13 protein-coding genes are annotated in these 16,470 nt (G+C 58.5%); 7 read left to right on the top strand and 6 right to left on the bottom strand.

Features of this window, described 5'->3' with window-relative positions; genetic code table 11:
- The first annotated feature begins 64 nt into the window (after positions 1–64).
- From prmA to FZE95_RS04500, 7 genes are all read left to right on the top strand, one after another.
- The gene (gene prmA / locus FZE95_RS04530; protein ID WP_150299634.1) at positions 65–946 is read left to right on the top strand and encodes a 50S ribosomal protein L11 methyltransferase; all 882 of its coding nucleotides are present in this window, start codon (positions 65–67) and stop codon (positions 944–946) included.
- A gap of 511 nt (positions 947–1,457) precedes the next feature.
- The gene (locus FZE95_RS04525; protein ID WP_150299633.1) at positions 1,458–2,846 is read left to right on the top strand and encodes a DUF3426 domain-containing protein; all 1,389 of its coding nucleotides are present in this window, start codon (positions 1,458–1,460) and stop codon (positions 2,844–2,846) included.
- Positions 2,847–3,047: 201 nt separating this feature from the next.
- Complete coding sequence (dusB, locus tag FZE95_RS04520) at positions 3,048–4,034, top strand: tRNA dihydrouridine synthase DusB (RefSeq protein ID WP_223824959.1); 987 nt, start codon at positions 3,048–3,050, stop codon at positions 4,032–4,034.
- A gap of 62 nt (positions 4,035–4,096) precedes the next feature.
- Entirely contained in the window at positions 4,097–4,357 is a 261-nt protein-coding gene (gene fis, locus FZE95_RS04515) for a DNA-binding transcriptional regulator Fis (protein ID WP_150299755.1), read from the top strand.
- A 163-nt stretch (positions 4,358–4,520) separates the two neighbouring features.
- Entirely contained in the window at positions 4,521–6,128 is a 1,608-nt protein-coding gene (gene purH / locus FZE95_RS04510; protein WP_150299632.1) for a bifunctional phosphoribosylaminoimidazolecarboxamide formyltransferase/IMP cyclohydrolase, read from the top strand.
- Between the two features lie 59 nt (positions 6,129–6,187).
- A complete protein-coding gene (purD, locus tag FZE95_RS04505; RefSeq protein WP_150299631.1) occupies positions 6,188–7,474 on the top strand; it encodes a phosphoribosylamine--glycine ligase in 1,287 nt (428 codons plus the stop codon).
- A 139-nt stretch (positions 7,475–7,613) separates the two neighbouring features.
- On the top strand, positions 7,614–10,337 hold the full coding sequence (locus FZE95_RS04500) for a response regulator (RefSeq protein WP_190324494.1): 2,724 nt from the start codon (positions 7,614–7,616) through the stop codon (positions 10,335–10,337).
- 200 nt (positions 10,338–10,537) lie between these two features.
- Here FZE95_RS04500 and FZE95_RS04495 read toward each other — a convergent pair whose 3' ends face one another.
- The 6 genes from FZE95_RS04495 to rpsF all read right to left on the bottom strand — a co-directional run bounded on the left by FZE95_RS04495 (position 10,538) and on the right by rpsF (position 16,470).
- On the bottom strand, positions 10,538–12,751 hold the full coding sequence (locus FZE95_RS04495; protein WP_150299754.1) for a YgiQ family radical SAM protein: 2,214 nt from the start codon (positions 12,749–12,751) through the stop codon (positions 10,538–10,540).
- 14 nt (positions 12,752–12,765) lie between these two features.
- Complete coding sequence (gene dnaB, locus FZE95_RS04490) at positions 12,766–14,172, bottom strand: replicative DNA helicase (RefSeq protein WP_150299629.1); 1,407 nt, start codon at positions 14,170–14,172, stop codon at positions 12,766–12,768.
- A gap of 163 nt (positions 14,173–14,335) precedes the next feature.
- Positions 14,336–14,782, bottom strand: coding sequence for a 50S ribosomal protein L9 (rplI, locus tag FZE95_RS04485; protein ID WP_150299628.1), 447 nt, complete (start codon positions 14,780–14,782; stop codon positions 14,336–14,338).
- A 38-nt stretch (positions 14,783–14,820) separates the two neighbouring features.
- A complete protein-coding gene (locus tag FZE95_RS04480; RefSeq protein ID WP_150299627.1) occupies positions 14,821–15,699 on the bottom strand; it encodes a YybS family protein in 879 nt (292 codons plus the stop codon).
- Between the two features lie 39 nt (positions 15,700–15,738).
- A complete protein-coding gene (rpsR, locus tag FZE95_RS04475; RefSeq protein ID WP_150299626.1) occupies positions 15,739–15,969 on the bottom strand; it encodes a 30S ribosomal protein S18 in 231 nt (76 codons plus the stop codon).
- Between the two features lie 42 nt (positions 15,970–16,011).
- Complete coding sequence (gene rpsF, locus FZE95_RS04470; RefSeq protein ID WP_150299625.1) at positions 16,012–16,470, bottom strand: 30S ribosomal protein S6; 459 nt, start codon at positions 16,468–16,470, stop codon at positions 16,012–16,014.

Here is a 16,470-nt window from a genome sequence, read left to right as displayed (position 1 = left end):
CCGGGATGCGGAGCGCCGCATCCCGGTTTTTTCATTCAGCCTCACTTTTATGAAGGATTCTGCTATGCCCTGGTTACAACTGCGTCTCGCCATCAAACCTGAACAGGCTGAACCACTGGAAGACGCCCTGCTTGGTCTGGACGCCGTTTCGGTCACCTTCATGGACGCAGAAGACCAACCCATTTTCGAGCCTGACCTGGGCACGACGCCGCTCTGGTCAAACACGCATCTTCTGGCATTATTCGAAGCGGGAACCGATCCGCAGACGCTGATCGAGACGTTGCAGGCGCATTGGCAACAGCCTTTGCCCGCATACGAATTCGAGAATATCGCCGATCAGGACTGGGAACGTAGCTGGATGGACAATTTTCAGCCTATGCGTTTCGGCAAGCGGTTATGGATCGTACCCAGCTGGCACGATGCACCCGAACCCGACGCGGTCAATCTGCTGCTTGATCCTGGCCTGGCGTTTGGCACCGGTACACACCCGACCACTGCGCTATGCCTTGAGTGGCTAGATAGCACTGCGGTAAAAGGCAAGCGAGTCATCGACTTCGGTTGCGGGTCGGGCATCCTGGCCATTGCCGCCCTGCTGCTCGGCGCTGAACATACCGTCGGCACGGATATCGATACCCAGGCACTGGAAGCATCGCGCGACAATGCTCAACGTAACGGCCTGCCGGACCAGTCCCTGGACCTGTATCTGCCGGAAAATCTTCCGACGGAGCCTGCTGACATTGTCGTAGCAAACATACTTGCTGGCCCGCTGGTCAGCCTGGCTCCGCAACTTTCCAGCCTGGTCAAGCCGGGCGGTCTGATCGCACTGTCCGGCATCCTTGCCGAGCAAGCCGACGATATAATTACCGCCTATCGGGACACTTTTGTACTTGCCCCTGTTGCCGAGCGTGACGGATGGATCCGGGTGAGTGGCATGCGCCGGTCGTGACAGCGTCGACAGCATAGAGGCACAATAGGCCTGTTGTTGTCTGCCAGCTCACAGCCGGCAGAAGAACGTCAAGCGGCTGAGTTAGGGTCTGTTGCCGTTTCATCGCGGCCGCGACGGAGGCCCCGTTTGGTGCAGAACAAGGCGCGAGGAGTGAAGTTTGTTCAACACATCCATGTGTTTCACCCCTTCGGGGCTTACGCGCAAAAACGCTCCAGGCGTTTTTGTGGTTGCTCCAAATGAGCGACGAGTAACGCAGTGCTGCGGCAAACGGGCCCCGTCCCTTCGGGTGGGGCCGCCTAGGTTGCGCGTCAAATGACGCCATGCGGCGTTGCAGGACTTGGCAAGGGAACAACCATTACCTGCGTCCCGCGCGATCCAAATGGATGCGGTGAATGCAGCAAGCCCGCCGGGAGCGGGCGCTGCCTTGCGGATCGCCGCCCGGCCTGGCGCCATTTGACACAGCAACGCGGCTCGCGATGAAACGGCAACAGACTCTAAGGATTACAGATACATGAGCGCAACGCTGGTCACACAATGTCCTAATTGTCAGACCCGCTTCCGTCTGTCTGAAGAACAGCTGAGCGCGGCGGCAGGGAATGTCCGCTGTGGTGCATGCCTGAAGGTGTATAACGCACTAGCGGTGGCTGCTGAACAGCAGCGGCAGCAAGCAGCCGAGGGGGAGCGTGACGCCCCGACTGAAGCGCCGGCCGACCCGACACCTCCGCGAAACAATCCGGATGACTTTCTCATCCATGATGACCTGGATCTTGATGAATTGGATCTCGAGGCGCTGGGGCTGGATGAGTCCCTGGTCGATGAGGTCAATCCTCCCCATATCGTTGACATCCCCCTTGAAGAAGTCGTGCCCGTTTCAGTGGTGACCGGCAACGAATCCCGCCAGCAATCTTCCCGCTCTCAGGGGTCACAGGACGAGGAAGACGACGAGTTTGGCTTTGGCCGCCTCCGGGATGAGCCAGTCCTGAAACAGGAGCCAGGGGCAGATGAAGACGGCGAATCGCTTTCAGCCGATCCGTATTTTGAGTTGCATGATGACATCGTCGACGGCCCGCCCCAGGACCCTGCAGCGCCGCCGGAGACCGAGCACGATGATCTCGATGAGTGGGTCGCATCCTCATTGGAAAATACCAGACAGGACGCCCCGCTGCGCCCGATAGCGGACGAAGAGGATGAGCCCAGCATCTTCATGCGCGATCGCCCCGAATACATCACACCCAAGCTCGCATGGCATGAGCTCGACGACGAACCCGAGGATCCCCCGATCGAGGTGCCCCCGGCCCGGCTCGAACCGATTGACCGAAAAGCCGCAGCCGCTGAGCCCGAGCCGGAGCTGGGCGAACTCGACATTCCTGATATTCATGACGAGCCCATCCTGTTGGCCGAGCGGCCTCGACCAGCACGTCGGCGCAAGAACACCGCACTCTGGACAACCCTCAGCGGACTGGCGCTGATAGCTCTGATTGGTCAGTTCATTTTCTACAACCTTGATGAACTCGCCCACAACGAACGCACTCGCCCCATGATGGAAACGGTATGCCTGCTGGCCGGTTGTGAACTGCCGGCACGGGTGGATGTGAGCATGTTGCGCAGCAGCAATCTGATGGTACGTCCGCATCCCGAATTCCCTAACGCGCTGACTATCGATGTCATTCTCTACAACCGGGCGGATTTCGCGCAGCCCTTCCCGGTGCTACGAATGAACTTCACCGACACGCACGGTCATGAAGTGGCCGTGCGCCGCTTCCGCCCGGAGGAATACCTCTCCGGCGAACTGGCTGGCGCCCGGCTGATGCCGCCCCAGACGCCTATCCACGTTGCGCTCAACATGCTTGATCCGGGCGAACAGGCGGTCAGCTACACGCTTGGCTTCGTAACCCCTTGATCGATAACTCGTAGCGCACCCGCGCCCGGTGCGCTCAGAGGAAGCTGTTCGAATATCAACCAGCGCAGTCTTTATAAGGTCATCCAGAGCGGGTATGATTAGCGCCCTTTCATGCTTCTAACCCTGCCCGGCGGTCCTGAGACGTAGCGGCGACTTCAGGGCGTGCCTCGAACCACTGGACAAAACAGGGATGGATGAGCAGTGATCAGTATCGGACCTTACCAACTAGCCAATCGCGTCATCCTTGCTCCCATGGCAGGTGTCACCGATCGCCCGTTTCGCCAGCTCTGCCGGCGGCTGGGCGCGGGCCTGGTGGTCTCGGAAATGGTAACCAGCGATACCCGCCTGTGGAACAGCCGCAAGTCCCGTCAACGTCTGGATCACACAGGTGAAGCCGAGCCCCGCTCGGTTCAGATCGCCGGGGGCGACCCGGAGATGATGGCCGATGCCGCGCGTCAGAATGAACAGATGGGCGCCCAGATTATCGATATAAACATGGGCTGTCCGGCCAAGAAGGTATGTAACAAGGCGGCCGGCTCGGCGTTGCTACGCGACGAACGGCTGGTAGCCGACATCCTTGAAGCGGTTGTCAGTGCCGTCAGCATTCCGGTTACCCTGAAGATTCGTACTGGCTGGCATCCCGATCACCGCAACGGCGTGGAAATAGCACGTATCGCCGAACAGAGCGGCATCCGTGCGCTGGCGGTTCATGGCCGTACCCGCTCCGATCTGTATCGAGGCGATGCGGAGTACGACACCATCGCCGCAATCAAGCAGGCTATATCCATCCCGGTGTTCGCCAATGGCGATATCGATTCCCCCGCCAAGGCACGCCAGGTTCTGGACTATACTGGCGCCGACGCGGTAATGATCGGCCGAGCGGCACAGGGCCGGCCTTGGATTTTCCGCGAGATTGACTATTATCTGCGCCATGGCGCTTGTCTCCCGACCCCGGAGCTGAGCTGGCAGCGAGACATCATGCTGGAACACCTCGACGGCTTGCACGCCTTTTACGGCAGCGAGCACGGGGTGCGTATTGCCCGCAAACATGTGGGCTGGTATTTGCAGACCATGCCAGGCGCGGAAGATTTCCGTCGCACATTCAACCGGATTGATTGCGCCGTTCAACAACGGCGGGGCATACAAACGTTTTTCAACCGCTTGCAGGAAGGAGACCTGGCGGCATGAGCCTGATCAACACATCCCCGATCGACGGAACCCTTCCAGTGAACGAGACCACCGACCCCTCCATGGATTATGTCTCGGAAGACGCAATGCAGCGAGACAAGACCCTGCGTGACAGTGTCGAGCAAGCTCTGCAGAACTATTTCAAGCATCTGGACGGCCAGGACGTGACAAACGTCTACAACATGGTGCTCGCCGAAATCGAAGCACCCTTGTTGGAAAGCGTGATGGAATACGTGAAAGGTAACCAGACCCGCGCCTCTGAAGTGCTTGGCCTGAACCGCGGCACCCTGCGCAAGAAGCTCAAACAGTACGGGCTGTTGTAAAAAAGAAGCTAGAAGCTAGAGGCTGGGAAGTAAGATTGATTTCAGTGAAATCTCAGAGTCCAGCAACCGACACAATGCTTGATCTTCCAGCTTCCAGCTTCCAGCTTATAGCCTTTATAACCCCGACACCTAACATGACCAACCCATTGACTCTGGATCCAAGATGACCCACCAAACTACCCGCCTACCGGTACGTCGCGCGCTCATCAGCGTGTCGGACAAAACCGGAATCGTAGAATTTGCCCGCGAACTCAGCGCCCTCAATGTAGAGATCCTGTCCACCGGCGGGACCTTCAAGCTGTTGCGTGAGCAAGGTATCGAGGCTGTGGAAGTCGCTGATTACACAGGCTTTCCGGAGATGATGGATGGTCGTGTAAAGACCCTCCACCCAAAGATTCACGGCGGCATCCTGGGTCGACGTGATATGGATGGCGAGGTCATGCAACAGCATGGCATCCAGCCCATCGATCTGGTGGCAGTCAACCTGTATCCCTTCGCCGCCACAGTGGCCAGGCCCGGGTGCAGCCTGCCGGACGCCATCGAGAACATCGACATCGGCGGCCCCACCATGGTCCGTTCCGCGGCCAAGAACCACAAGGACGTAACCATTGTGGTGAATGCCAGCGATTACGCTGACATCATCGAGTCGCTGAAGTCCGGCGGCTTGAGCTACGCCCAGCGCTTCGACCTGGCGCTCAAGGCCTTCGAGCATACCGCCGCCTATGACGGAATGATCGCCAACTACCTGGGGACCATCGACAAGACCCGTGAGACGTTGAGCACCGAAGAGCGCAGCGCGTTTCCGCGCACCTTCAACAGCCAGTTCCTGAAGGTACAGGACATGCGCTACGGCGAAAACCCGCACCAGTCAGCCGCCTTCTATCGTGAAGCGCAACCGGCCGATGCCAGCATTGCCACGGCAGTGCAGCTGCAGGGCAAAGAACTGTCCTACAACAACGTTGCTGACACCGATGCCGCGCTTGAATGTGTGAAGAGCTTTACCAAACCGGCCTGCGTTATCGTCAAGCACGCCAACCCCTGCGGCGTCGCTGTGGTGCCGGACAACGAAGGCGGCATCCGTCAGGCCTATGAACTGGCCTACGCCACCGATAGCGAGTCTGCTTTCGGCGGTATCATCGCCTTCAACCGCGAACTTGACGGGGAAACGGCCAAAGCCATCGTCTACCGCCAGTTTGTCGAGGTGATCATCGCACCGCGTATCAGCGCCGCCGCCCGTGAAGCGGTCAGCGCCAAGGCCAACGTACGCCTGCTCGAGTGCGGCGAATGGACTACCGAGCGTCAGGCCGGCTGGGACTACAAACGGGTCAATGGCGGGCTCCTGGTACAGAGCCGCGACACCGGCATGATTACCGAAGCAGATCTAAAGGTCGTCACCAGGCGCGCCCCGACCGAGCAGGAGGTCCACGACCTGGTCTTCGCCTGGAAGGTCGCCAAGTTCGTTAAATCCAACGCTATCGTCTACGCAAGCAAACGTCAGACCATCGGTGTCGGTGCAGGCCAGATGAGCCGCGTCAACTCCGCCCGCATCGCAGCCATCAAGGCGGAACACGCCGGACTGCAGGTTGCAGGCGCGGTAATGGCCTCGGACGCGTTCTTCCCGTTCCGGGATGGCATCGACAATGCGGCCAAGGCGGGTATCCGCGCCGTGATTCAGCCGGGCGGCTCTATGCGTGACGCCGAAGTTATTGCCGCGGCGGATGAGGCCGATATCGCCATGGTATTTACCGGTATGCGCCACTTCAGACATTGAAAATGAATAACGGCCGCGCGGTCGGCAGAAACCCCAATGCAAGTTTTGAGGGATAAAGAATGAACATTTTGATCATCGGCAGCGGCGGACGTGAGCACGCGCTGGCGTGGAAAGCGGCCCAGGATGAGCGGGTTGAAAAGGTTTTTGTCGCACCCGGTAACGCCGGGACTGCCACCGAGGAAAAATGCGAAAACGTCGCGATCGATGTACTGGAGCTCGATCGCCTGGCCGACTTTGCGGCGGCGAATGTTGCGCTGACCATTGTGGGTCCGGAAGCGCCACTGGTTGCCGGGGTGGTTGATCTGTTCCGCGAACGGGGCCTGAAGTGTTTTGGGCCTACCGCTGGTGCAGCCCAGCTCGAAGGCTCCAAAGCGTTTACCAAGGATTTTCTGGCACGGCACAGGATTCCGACTGCGGCTTATCAGAACTTCACTGAAGTCGAGCCGGCACTGACCTATCTGCGCCAGCGAGGTGCACCCATTGTTATCAAGGCTGACGGCCTGGCTGCGGGAAAGGGCGTGATTGTTGCGATGACGCTCGAAGAGGCCGAAGCGGCCGTGCGCGACATGCTGGCAGGCAACGCCTTCGGCGAGGCAGGCTCGCGCGTCGTCATCGAGGAATTTCTCGACGGTGAGGAAGCCAGCTTTATCGTCATGGTCGACGGTGAACATGTATTGGCCATGGCAACCAGCCAGGACCACAAGCGCGTCGGCGATGGCGATACCGGTCCAAATACGGGAGGCATGGGCGCTTATTCTCCTGCGCCCGTCGTCACCCAGACGATTCATCAGCGCGTGATGGATGAAGTGATCTGGCCGACCGTCAAGGGCATGGCCGCCGAAGGCAACACCTATACCGGCTTCCTGTACGCCGGCCTGATGATCGACCAGGCAGGCAATCCCAAGGTCATCGAGTTCAACTGCCGTTTTGGCGACCCGGAGACCCAACCCATCATGCTGCGCCTGCAATCGAGCCTGGTAGGGTTGACCGAAGCCGCGCTCTGCGGCGAGCTGGATCAGATCGAAGCGCAATGGGATCCGCGGCCTAGCCTCGGCGTAGTATTAGCCGCCGGCGGTTACCCGGGAGCTTACGCCAAGGGTTCGGTAATCGGCGGGCTGCCGGCAGCTGTAGACAGCGAGGGGAAGATCTTCCACGCCGGAACGGCGCTGAACGGTGATCAAGTCGTTACCCAGGGTGGACGTGTACTCTGCGCAACCGCTCTAGGCGACGATATTGCCGCGGCCCAACGCAAGGCTTACGAGCTGGCAAAGCAGGTCGACTGGGATGGCTGCTTTTACCGCAAGGACATCGGTTATCGGGCCATCGCACGGGAAGCTGACCGGTAAAATAGCGACACGGCCGGTTACGAAGGATCCACGGTAGCTGGTCGGAAGGCACAGCTGAACTGCGAGAGCCTGCTCTACGCTGGGCTATACTGACCGACCGCGATCTACCGCTTGTTATGTCATGGATAGGACGAACGTTGTGAAGCAAGTCAGCTGGCTTCTGTTTGGCAGTCTATTAAGCCTTTTGTTGGTACTATCCCCCGCTGCAGTCGGAGAAGTGCCAGATGCCCAGTATCGAATGTTCGTCGATACCAGCGGGCGCCTGGCGCTTGAGGATATACTTTCCAACCGATACGCCAACCGCTTCGTACCAGGTTATGAGGGCTCGCTGACCCTGCCTGGCGACCAGGCAGCGCTGTGGGTGCAGATACCCATCCCAGGCGATACCCTGCTGTTTCTTGAGCTGGACAATCCGGCGATCAACCAATTGCAGATTTTCGTTCTGGACGGCGAATCGGTCAAACTCAGCTATCCGGCTGGCCCTCCCTCATCGACAACCTTGGCGCCAATGCCCTACCCCGGCTTCGTCCTGCCATTACCCACCGCAGGCATTGCCGAGCCTGTGTTGTACGCCCGGCTACAGCATCAACATTCGCTCAAGACCGATCTCAAGCTTTCAGCGCCACGTAGCGCGGTACTCGGCCACGGCCACCATCAGGCGTTCCAGGGCTTACTTGCGGGCCTTTTTCTGGCCATGGTATTACACGGTTTCTTGCAGGGCTGGTTCGGACGTGACCGCCCTCACCGCTGGCTGGCGCTGGCCAGCCTCATGCTCGGTTTAAGTTGTCTGACCAATATCAGTTGGCTGATCAGCCGTCTGCCGGCCATGCATGAACGAGCCGGCGACCTGCTTGCGCTGGCAGCCTATCCAGCGATTGCAATGATGCTGTTCAAGATCACACGGATACGTTACCGGCCGTTATTCTGGCTATTGCTGGCTGGCTTTGGCCTGGCAGTGCTTGCCGCCATGTTCCACCCTGTAAGGTTTGGATTGCTCAGCGGGCTGATCCAGGCTGGTGTGCCAATAGGCGCCCTTGGCATCAGCATCTATCTGCGTTATTCCGGCTTGAGGATCAGCCGCCCGATGCTGGCGGGGCATTTATTGCTATTGGCTGGTTGGCTGGTCGCTTCGCTCACCCCCTGGCACGTGTTCAGCGAAAGTCTTCCAGACCTGCTGATATGGTCAAGCTTGGTGTGCTATGCGTGGGGCTTGCACCTGCGCTATCAGAAAGTCGTCGCCGTGCGCCTCAACCGACGCAGTATCGATGCCACGGAACAGGCCGAGCGTCGAACCAAGGCAGAACTGCTGGCGCGCATCAGTCACGAAATTCGCACCCCCATGAACGGGGTGCTGGGCATGACCGAACTGCTGATGGATACCGCGCTTTCCGCCAAGCAGCGCGACTATGCTCAGACCATTCACGGCTCGGGCACCGACCTGCTCAATCTCATCAACGAAATCCTGGATATCTCACGACTTGAATCCGGGCAGCTGACGCTTGATAAAGTGCAGTTCGACCTGCATGCATTGATCAATGACTGCCTGGATATCCTGCGCAGCCGTGCCGAGAGTCAGGGTATCGAGCTGGTCAGCTTTGTGCACCCGGACGTACCGCGGACCATGGAGGGTGACCCGACTCGCCTTCGCCAGATAATCATGAGCCTGTTAGCTAATTCGCTACGGCACACCACGCATGGAGAGATTCTGCTGGTGGTTGGTCGCGAGCCGGACGAACACGAACAGAACGTGCTGAGAGTTGCCGTGCTTGATACCGGTAACGGCATGCCACAACAAGCTCTCGACAGCCTGCTGGATAACGACATCAGCACTAGCCGGTTGCTGGAACAGACTGACAACAGCTATCTGGGCCTGGCGGTCACCCGGCAACTGGTCACCATGATGAAAGGTCGTCTCGGCGTTCACCATTCCACCGCACAAGGTACAACCGTCTGGCTTAGCTTTCCCGCCGAGGTCATACCCCACGCCAATGAACTGGATCCGGAGGGTCTTTGTCTGGCAGACCGCTCGGTACTGATCGTTGATGACAATGCAACCTGCCGTAAGGTCATCCAGCAGCAAACGGCTGCCTGGGGCATGCAGGCCCAGACTGCCGCCAACGGGAAGGAAGCGCTCGCTATGCTGCGAACGCAGGAAAACCTGGGCATGCCGTTCGATTTCATGCTCGTCGATCACTCGATGCCAGGCATGACCGGGCTGGAGCTGGCTCATCGGGTTTACGACGAGTCAACCGCGAACACCGATCTCATAGTGATCATGCTAACCGGCGTCAACCAGACGCCTAGCCGTATCGCTGCCCGCAACGCTGGCATTCGCCGTACGCTGAGCAAACCGGTCGCCGGCTATACGCTCAAGGCCACCCTGATAGACGAGTGGCTACGAGCACGCCACACTGACGCTGACCCCATAGAGACAACCAGCCCGTTACAGCAGAAAAGCCAGATCAGAGTACTCGTGGCGGAAGACAACCTGGTCTCCACAAAAGTCATCCGTGGCATGCTCAGTAAACTCAAGGTCACAGTCGATACCGTCCCGAATGGCCGCGACGCCGTGGCTGCGATCAGAACCGGCGACTACGATCTGGTGTTGATGGACTGCGAAATGCCGGAGCTGGACGGGTACGCCGCCACTCGCCAAATTCGGGAGTGGGAACGGACAAATAATCGCGTCGGCGTCCCCATCATCGCGCTGACCGCACATATCCTGCCGGAACATCAGGACAAGGCGAGGCGCGTTGGAATGAGTGGCCATATGGCCAAACCCGTGAACCTGGCGGAGCTCAAAGAACAACTGGACCTCTGGTCCCAGCGCCCGTCCGAAACCGACACCGCCACCAGACCCTGAGGTCGGCCCGACACATGCGCTAAAACGGCTGATCAGACTTCGTCAGCGACGCCGGACGACGCCGCAGCATAGGAAGCAAGGAAACTGTGTAATACGTGCAATGCTGGCATGGACCTCTCCCCCGTTTGACCAGAACATGGATAGATTAAACGGGGCTGACAGCCTGCGCTAATAGGCAGTTGCGATTGCCATCATAGTTATCAGCCAGCCGGCCGGCCGGCTCCCTTGGCTTTGCCTTTGCCGCCGCCACTCCTGCGCCCGCCTCCGCTGTCGCGTGGCGGCAAACCAGTGTGTTGCGTGAGGATGCGACCGACCTTTTTGCTCCCTGCAGGCGTCGAGTTCTTGCGGCGTGCACTCTGATAGCCTTCCAGCGCGGGCTGATAGGTCGGAATCAGATGCTGCTTGCTGTTACCGATCAGATCAGTACGGCCCATTTCGGTAAGCGTGTCGCGTAGCAAGGGCCAGTTTTTCGGGTCGTGATAACGCAGAAACGCCTTGTGCAACCGGCGCTGCCGCTCACCCTTGACGATGGTGACCGCTTCACTCTTGTAACTGATCTTGCGCAGCGGATTCTTGCCCGAATGATACATGGCCGTCGCGGTCGCCATCGGCGACGGGTAGAACGCCTGCACCTGGTCGGCACGGAAGCCGTTGCGCTTGAGCCACAGCGCCAGATTCATCATGTCTTCATCGGTTGTACCGGGGTGGGCCGCGATGAAATATGGAATCAGATACTGTTCCTTGCCCGCTTCCCTGGTGTACTTCTCGAACATCTGTTTGAAGCGGTCATAGGAGCCAATACCCGGTTTCATCATCTGATTCAGCGGGCCAGCCTCGGTATGCTCGGGCGCGATTTTCAGATAGCCGCCTACGTGATGAGTAACCAGTTCCTTCACATACTCGGGAGACAGGACAGCCAGGTCGTATCTCAGACCGGAGGCTATCAGGACTTTCTTGACACCGGGCAGTTCGCGGGCCTTGCGATAGAGACCGATCAGTGACGAATGGTCTGTCTGCAAATTGCTGCACACGCCCGGGAACACACAAGACGGTTTACGACACGACGCCTCGATCTCAGGCGTTTTACAGGCGAGCCGGTACATGTTGGCGGTGGGCCCGCCCAGATCAGAGATAACGCCGGTAAAACCTGGCACCTTGTCCCGGATCTCCTCAATCTCACGAATGATGGAGTCGTGCGAACGGTTCTGAATGATCCGCCCTTCATGCTCGGTGATAGAGCAGAACGTGCAGCCACCGAAGCAGCCTCGCATGATGTTCACCGAGAACCGGATCATGTCATACGCAGGGATTTTCGCATCGCCGTAGGCCGGGTGAGGCACACGGGCGTACGGCAGGCCGAAGACGTAGTCCATCTCCTCGGTATCCAGCGGGATCGGCGGCGGGTTGAACCACACGTCCTTCTCACCGTCTCGCTGAACGAGGGCGCGAGCGTTACCCGGGTTGGTTTCCAGGTGCAACACCCGGTTGGCGTGGGCGTACAACACCGCATCGCTCTTGACCTTCTCGTAGGAAGGCAGGCGGATCACGGTCCGATCACGTTCGATGCGGGGGTTTGGCAGCAACTGTACAACCTGGGCGTCGCCGGCATCGTCGCCAGATCCCTTGGACTGCTCCACCGCACAGGCGCTGGTGTCCTGGGTATTGACGTAGGGATTGATGATCTTGTCCACCTTGCCCGGGCGGTCGACGCGAGTGGAGTCAAGTTCAAACCAGCCTGCAGGCGTATCCTTGCGCACAAATGCGGTGCCGCGGATGTCGGTGATGGACTGAACGGTCTCCCCGCGGCTAATGCGCTGCGCCACCTCGACAATCGCGCGCTCTGCGTTGCCGTACAACAGAATGTCAGCCTTGGAATCAAGCAACAGGGAGTGACGGACCTTGTCTTGCCAGTAATCGTAGTGGGCTATTCGCCGTAACGAAGCCTCGATACCGCCAAGCACGATCGGAACGTCCTTGAACGCTTCCCGGCACCGCTGGCTGTACACTGCGCTGGCGCGATCAGGCCGGCTGCCTGCCTTGCCACCAGCTGTATAGGCGTCATCGGAGCGGATTTTGCGGTCTGCCGTATAACGGTTGATCATCGAATCCATGTTGCCCGCGGCCACACCGAAAAACAGATTCGGCTTGCCCAGCTTCATGAAATCATTCTTGCTGTGCCAGTCGGGCTGGCTGATGATGCCAACGCGAAAGCCCTGCGCTTCCAACAGACGGCCGATGATGGCCATACCGAACGAAGGGTGATCAACATAGGCGTCGCCGGTGACGATAATGACATCACAGCTATCCCAGCCAAGCAGGTCCATCTCCTCGCGGCTCATTGGCAGAAAGGGCGCCGGGCCGAAACACTCGGCCCAGTACTTGGGATAATCAAAAAGCGGCTTGGCAGCCGGCATGCTGAGAGCCATATCTACTCCATATCCCCGTAGCCGGAATAGGAGCCCGGCGCCAGGTTTTCAAAACGGGTGAACTTGCCTAAAAACGCCAGGCGTGAGGTACCAATAGGACCGTTACGTTGCTTGCCGATGATGATTTCGGCTATGCCCTTGTCCTGCGAATCCTGGTGATACACCTCGTCGCGGTAGACAAACATGATGACGTCGGCATCCTGCTCGATCGCGCCGGACTCACGCAGATCCGAGTTGATGGGACGCTTGTTTGGACGCTGTTCAAGCGAACGGTTGAGCTGGGATAACGCCACGACCGGCGCATTGAACTCCTTGGCCAACGCCTTCAACGAGCGGGAGATTTCGGAAATCTCGTTGGTACGGTTTTCCGAGCCAGTGCCGCCTACCCTCATCAACTGCAGATAGTCGATCATGATCAACGCCAGATCACCGTGTTCACGCACCACACGCCGTGCCCGTGCACGCATCTCGGTAGGCGACAGGCCAGCGGTATCGTCGATGAACAGCTTGCGGTCATTCAGCAGATTCACCGCCGACGTCAGCCGCGGCCAGTCTTCGTCCTCCAGCCGACCGGAACGTACCTTGGTCTGATCAATCCGGCCCAGCGATGAAAGCATACGCATGATCAACGAATCGCCCGGCATCTCCAATGAAAATACCAGAACCGCCTTTTCGCTCCGCAGCACTGCATTCTCGACCAGGTTCATGGCGAAGGTGGTTTTACCCATCGAAGGACGCCCGGCGACAATGATCAGGTCAGACGGCTGTAAACCGGAGGTCATTTCGTCCAGATCCGTAAAGCCGGTCGACAGACCGGTGATTGCACCGTCACTGTTGAATAGCGTATCGATACGGTCGATCGCTTTTGTCAGCAACGTATTCACCGACTCCGGCCCGCCGGTCTTGGGTCGACTCTCGGCGATGGCGAAAATCTTGCGCTCGGCATCATCAAGCACTTCAGCGGCTTGCATGCCCTTCGGGTTGAACGCCGTATCGGCGATTTCCGAACTGATGCTGATCAACTGCCGCAGCGTCGCACGCTCACGGATGATCTGTGCGTAGGCACTGATATTGGCAGCCGAGGGTGTGTTTTTCGCTAGCTGCCCCAGATAAGCCAGGCCGCCGACCTGATCCGCAAGGCCTTCGCGGTCGAGGTCCTCAGCCAGGGTCACAACGTCGAATGGCTGATTACGGGCAGCCAACCGCACCATGGCCCGGAAAATAAGACGATGATCGTGGCGATAAAAATCAGTCTCGCTGACCAGTTCCGAGATCCGCTCCCATGCGGTGTTCTCCAGCATTACGCCGCCCAGCACCGCCTGTTCCGCCTCGATCGAATGAGGTGGGATCTTCAACGCAGTGGTTTGCAGGTCAAGTTCAGCGGTATCGCTATAGACGGAATCATTCATGGGCAAGGGCTCGAAACGGCGAAGACAGAAAAGACAACACGGCGCATGCCAGTGACATGCGCCGTGTTGGTAAGTCTAACTGCAAAGCTGCGTCAGATCATCAGCGACTCAATCAGCCGTACCACGATGATGCAAAGCTGCTCGACAGTCCGGGAAACTCCCGTTAGCCGGCAACGACTTCCAGCTTGACCGTTGTTTCGACATCAGTGTGCAGGTGTACTGCGATGTCGAAGGTGCCAACGTTACGCAACGGACCTTCCGGCAGGCGAACTTCGCTTTTCTCGATTTCGACGCCAGCGGCAGTCACGGCATCAGCGATGTCGCGGGTACCGATAGAACCGAACAGCTTGCCTTCTTCACCAGCATTGGCCGTGATGGTCACGGTCAGTTCTGCCAGCTTCTCGGCACGCGCTTCGGCTTCAGCTTTACGCTCGGCAGCGATCTTTTCCAATTCGGCGCGGCGCGCTTCAAAGGCTTCGATGTTGGCGGCATTAGCCGGAGTTGCCTTACCAAACGGCAACAGGAAATTGCGAGCGTAACCTGCTTTTACAGCGACTTTGTCGCCCAGATTACCCAGATTCGCGATCTTTTCGAGCAGGATAACTTCCATAACGATGACCTCTTGAAATTCAACCTTGGCTGTTCGAATCAGCTCCCTGCCGGACCGTCAGGCGACCGCAGGCGGGAACGAAAATCGAACAAGCTATCAACAAACGCTAAAAACATAATCAGGGGGTAGACGAACTGGGCGACGAAAACAAACATCGCGTACAGCGCCACCAGCCAGACAGTACCCAGCCTCTTGATCCCGACCACACCGTGCATGAGCGCCAGCCCGGCCAGCAGCAAGGGAATACTGGCTACTGGTGCCACGATGGCCAATGCAGGCCACTGCGGCCCGAGAACAGTCAGCACCAGTAGCGCGATGGCAACCCAGGGCGACAACCGCAGCGTGTGGAACTCCTCGCGAAATCCACCCGGATTGTACAACCGGGCCTGCCAGGATCTGCCAATCATCAGACTGACCAATGCCATGACTGTATGAACCGCACCCATCAACCCTGCCAGTACCGGAACCAGAAGCGCCTCGAGATGAGCCATCCCGGCCTCATCCAGCGATCCGTTCATTCCCGCCAACATCTCGGGCAACATCTCCCGGATCTGCGCGGCCAGCGCCACCAAGGGCTCATTGAGTACCGTCTGCAGCACTACCGCAAAGAGCACCCCCAAAGGGACCGCCGCGAGTACCACCACCGCCCAGTCGCTACGCTGACGCAGCAATACGGCGAGTGCTGCACTCCCTAGTATCACCAGCAACGGCGTTAAATCGCCCATTGCTGCCCATGCCAGGGCAGGCAGGATGCCCCATATCACAACCGACAGTGCGTCGTTCAGGCCGCGGCGCAGAATAACCAGCGCCAAGGCTGCGGCACTGAACCAGAACAGCAGCGGTATCGCAGCGGTAACAGCCACCACCAAAGTGGCCTGCTTGCTACCACGCATGATGTATTCAGCCAGACCGCGCATGCTGATTCAGTACCCCTGATTACACGTTTTCAGCTCTGATCAACGACCGTGACTGTCGGTAAACGGCAGCAGGGCGAGATAACGGGCGCGTTTGATGGCTACAGCCAACTGACGCTGGTATCTGGCCTTGGTACCGGTTATGCGGCTAGGTACGATCTTGCCGGTTTCAGTGACATAGGCCTTCAGTGTGTTGAGATCTTTGTAATCGATCTCTTTTACATTTTCTGCAGTGAAACGGCAGAACTTTCTACGACGGAAAAAACGTGCCATGGCAGCGTCTCCTTGGAATCTGAAATTGGGACCGAAAAGAAATTACTCGTCGTCACCGTCATCGGTGTCGCGGCTTTCATTGTCAGCGTTACGATCGTCCGACTCGTTGTCGTCACGACGTTCACGGCGCTCGCCGCGATCGCCACGATCACTGCGCTCACCACGATCACCGCCTCGAGTATCTTCGGGCTTCATCATGTCGGACTGTTCGGTAACGGCTTCGTCACGACGGATAACCATGTTACGAATCACGGCATCGTTGTAACGGAAGTTCTCGGTCAGCTCATCCAGAGCCTTGGCGCTGCACTCAACGTTCATCAGGATGTAGTGAGCTTTGTGGATCTTGTCGATTGGGTAAGCCAACTGACGGCGGCCCCAGTCTTCAAGGCGGTGAATCTTGCCACCGTCTTCTTCAATCAGCTTGGTGTAACGCTCGACCATCGCGTTAACCTGCTCGCTCTGATCCGGATGAACCAGAAATACGATTTCGTAATGACGCAT

This window comes from Pseudomonas profundi, from assembly GCF_008638305.1.
GTDB classification, from domain to species: Bacteria; Pseudomonadota; Gammaproteobacteria; order Pseudomonadales; family Pseudomonadaceae; genus Halopseudomonas; species Halopseudomonas profundi.
Note: the sequence above shows the minus strand (reverse complement) of the source record. Positions and strands in the feature narration are given on the sequence as shown.

Excerpts from the sequence above, each read along its gene's own strand:
- prmA (WP_150299634.1), top strand. The coding sequence starts at position 65 with ATGCCCTGGTTACAACTGCGTCTCGCCATCAAACCTGAACAGGCTGAA.
- FZE95_RS04525 (WP_150299633.1), top strand. The coding sequence starts at position 1,458 with ATGAGCGCAACGCTGGTCACACAATGTCCTAATTGTCAGACCCGCTTC.
- fis (WP_150299755.1), top strand. The coding sequence starts at position 4,097 with ATGGATTATGTCTCGGAAGACGCAATGCAGCGAGACAAGACCCTGCGT.
- purH (WP_150299632.1), top strand. The coding sequence starts at position 4,521 with ATGACCCACCAAACTACCCGCCTACCGGTACGTCGCGCGCTCATCAGC.
- purD (WP_150299631.1), top strand. The coding sequence starts at position 6,188 with ATGAACATTTTGATCATCGGCAGCGGCGGACGTGAGCACGCGCTGGCG.
- FZE95_RS04495 (WP_150299754.1), bottom strand. The coding sequence starts at position 12,751 with ATGCCGGCTGCCAAGCCGCTTTTTGATTATCCCAAGTACTGGGCCGAG.
- dnaB (WP_150299629.1), bottom strand. The coding sequence starts at position 14,172 with ATGAATGATTCCGTCTATAGCGATACCGCTGAACTTGACCTGCAAACC.
- rplI (WP_150299628.1), bottom strand. The coding sequence starts at position 14,782 with ATGGAAGTTATCCTGCTCGAAAAGATCGCGAATCTGGGTAATCTGGGC.
- FZE95_RS04480 (WP_150299627.1), bottom strand. The coding sequence starts at position 15,699 with ATGCGCGGTCTGGCTGAATACATCATGCGTGGTAGCAAGCAGGCCACT.
- rpsR (WP_150299626.1), bottom strand. The coding sequence starts at position 15,969 with ATGGCACGTTTTTTCCGTCGTAGAAAGTTCTGCCGTTTCACTGCAGAA.
- rpsF (WP_150299625.1), bottom strand. The coding sequence starts at position 16,470 with ATGCGTCATTACGAAATCGTATTTCTGGTTCATCCGGATCAGAGCGAG.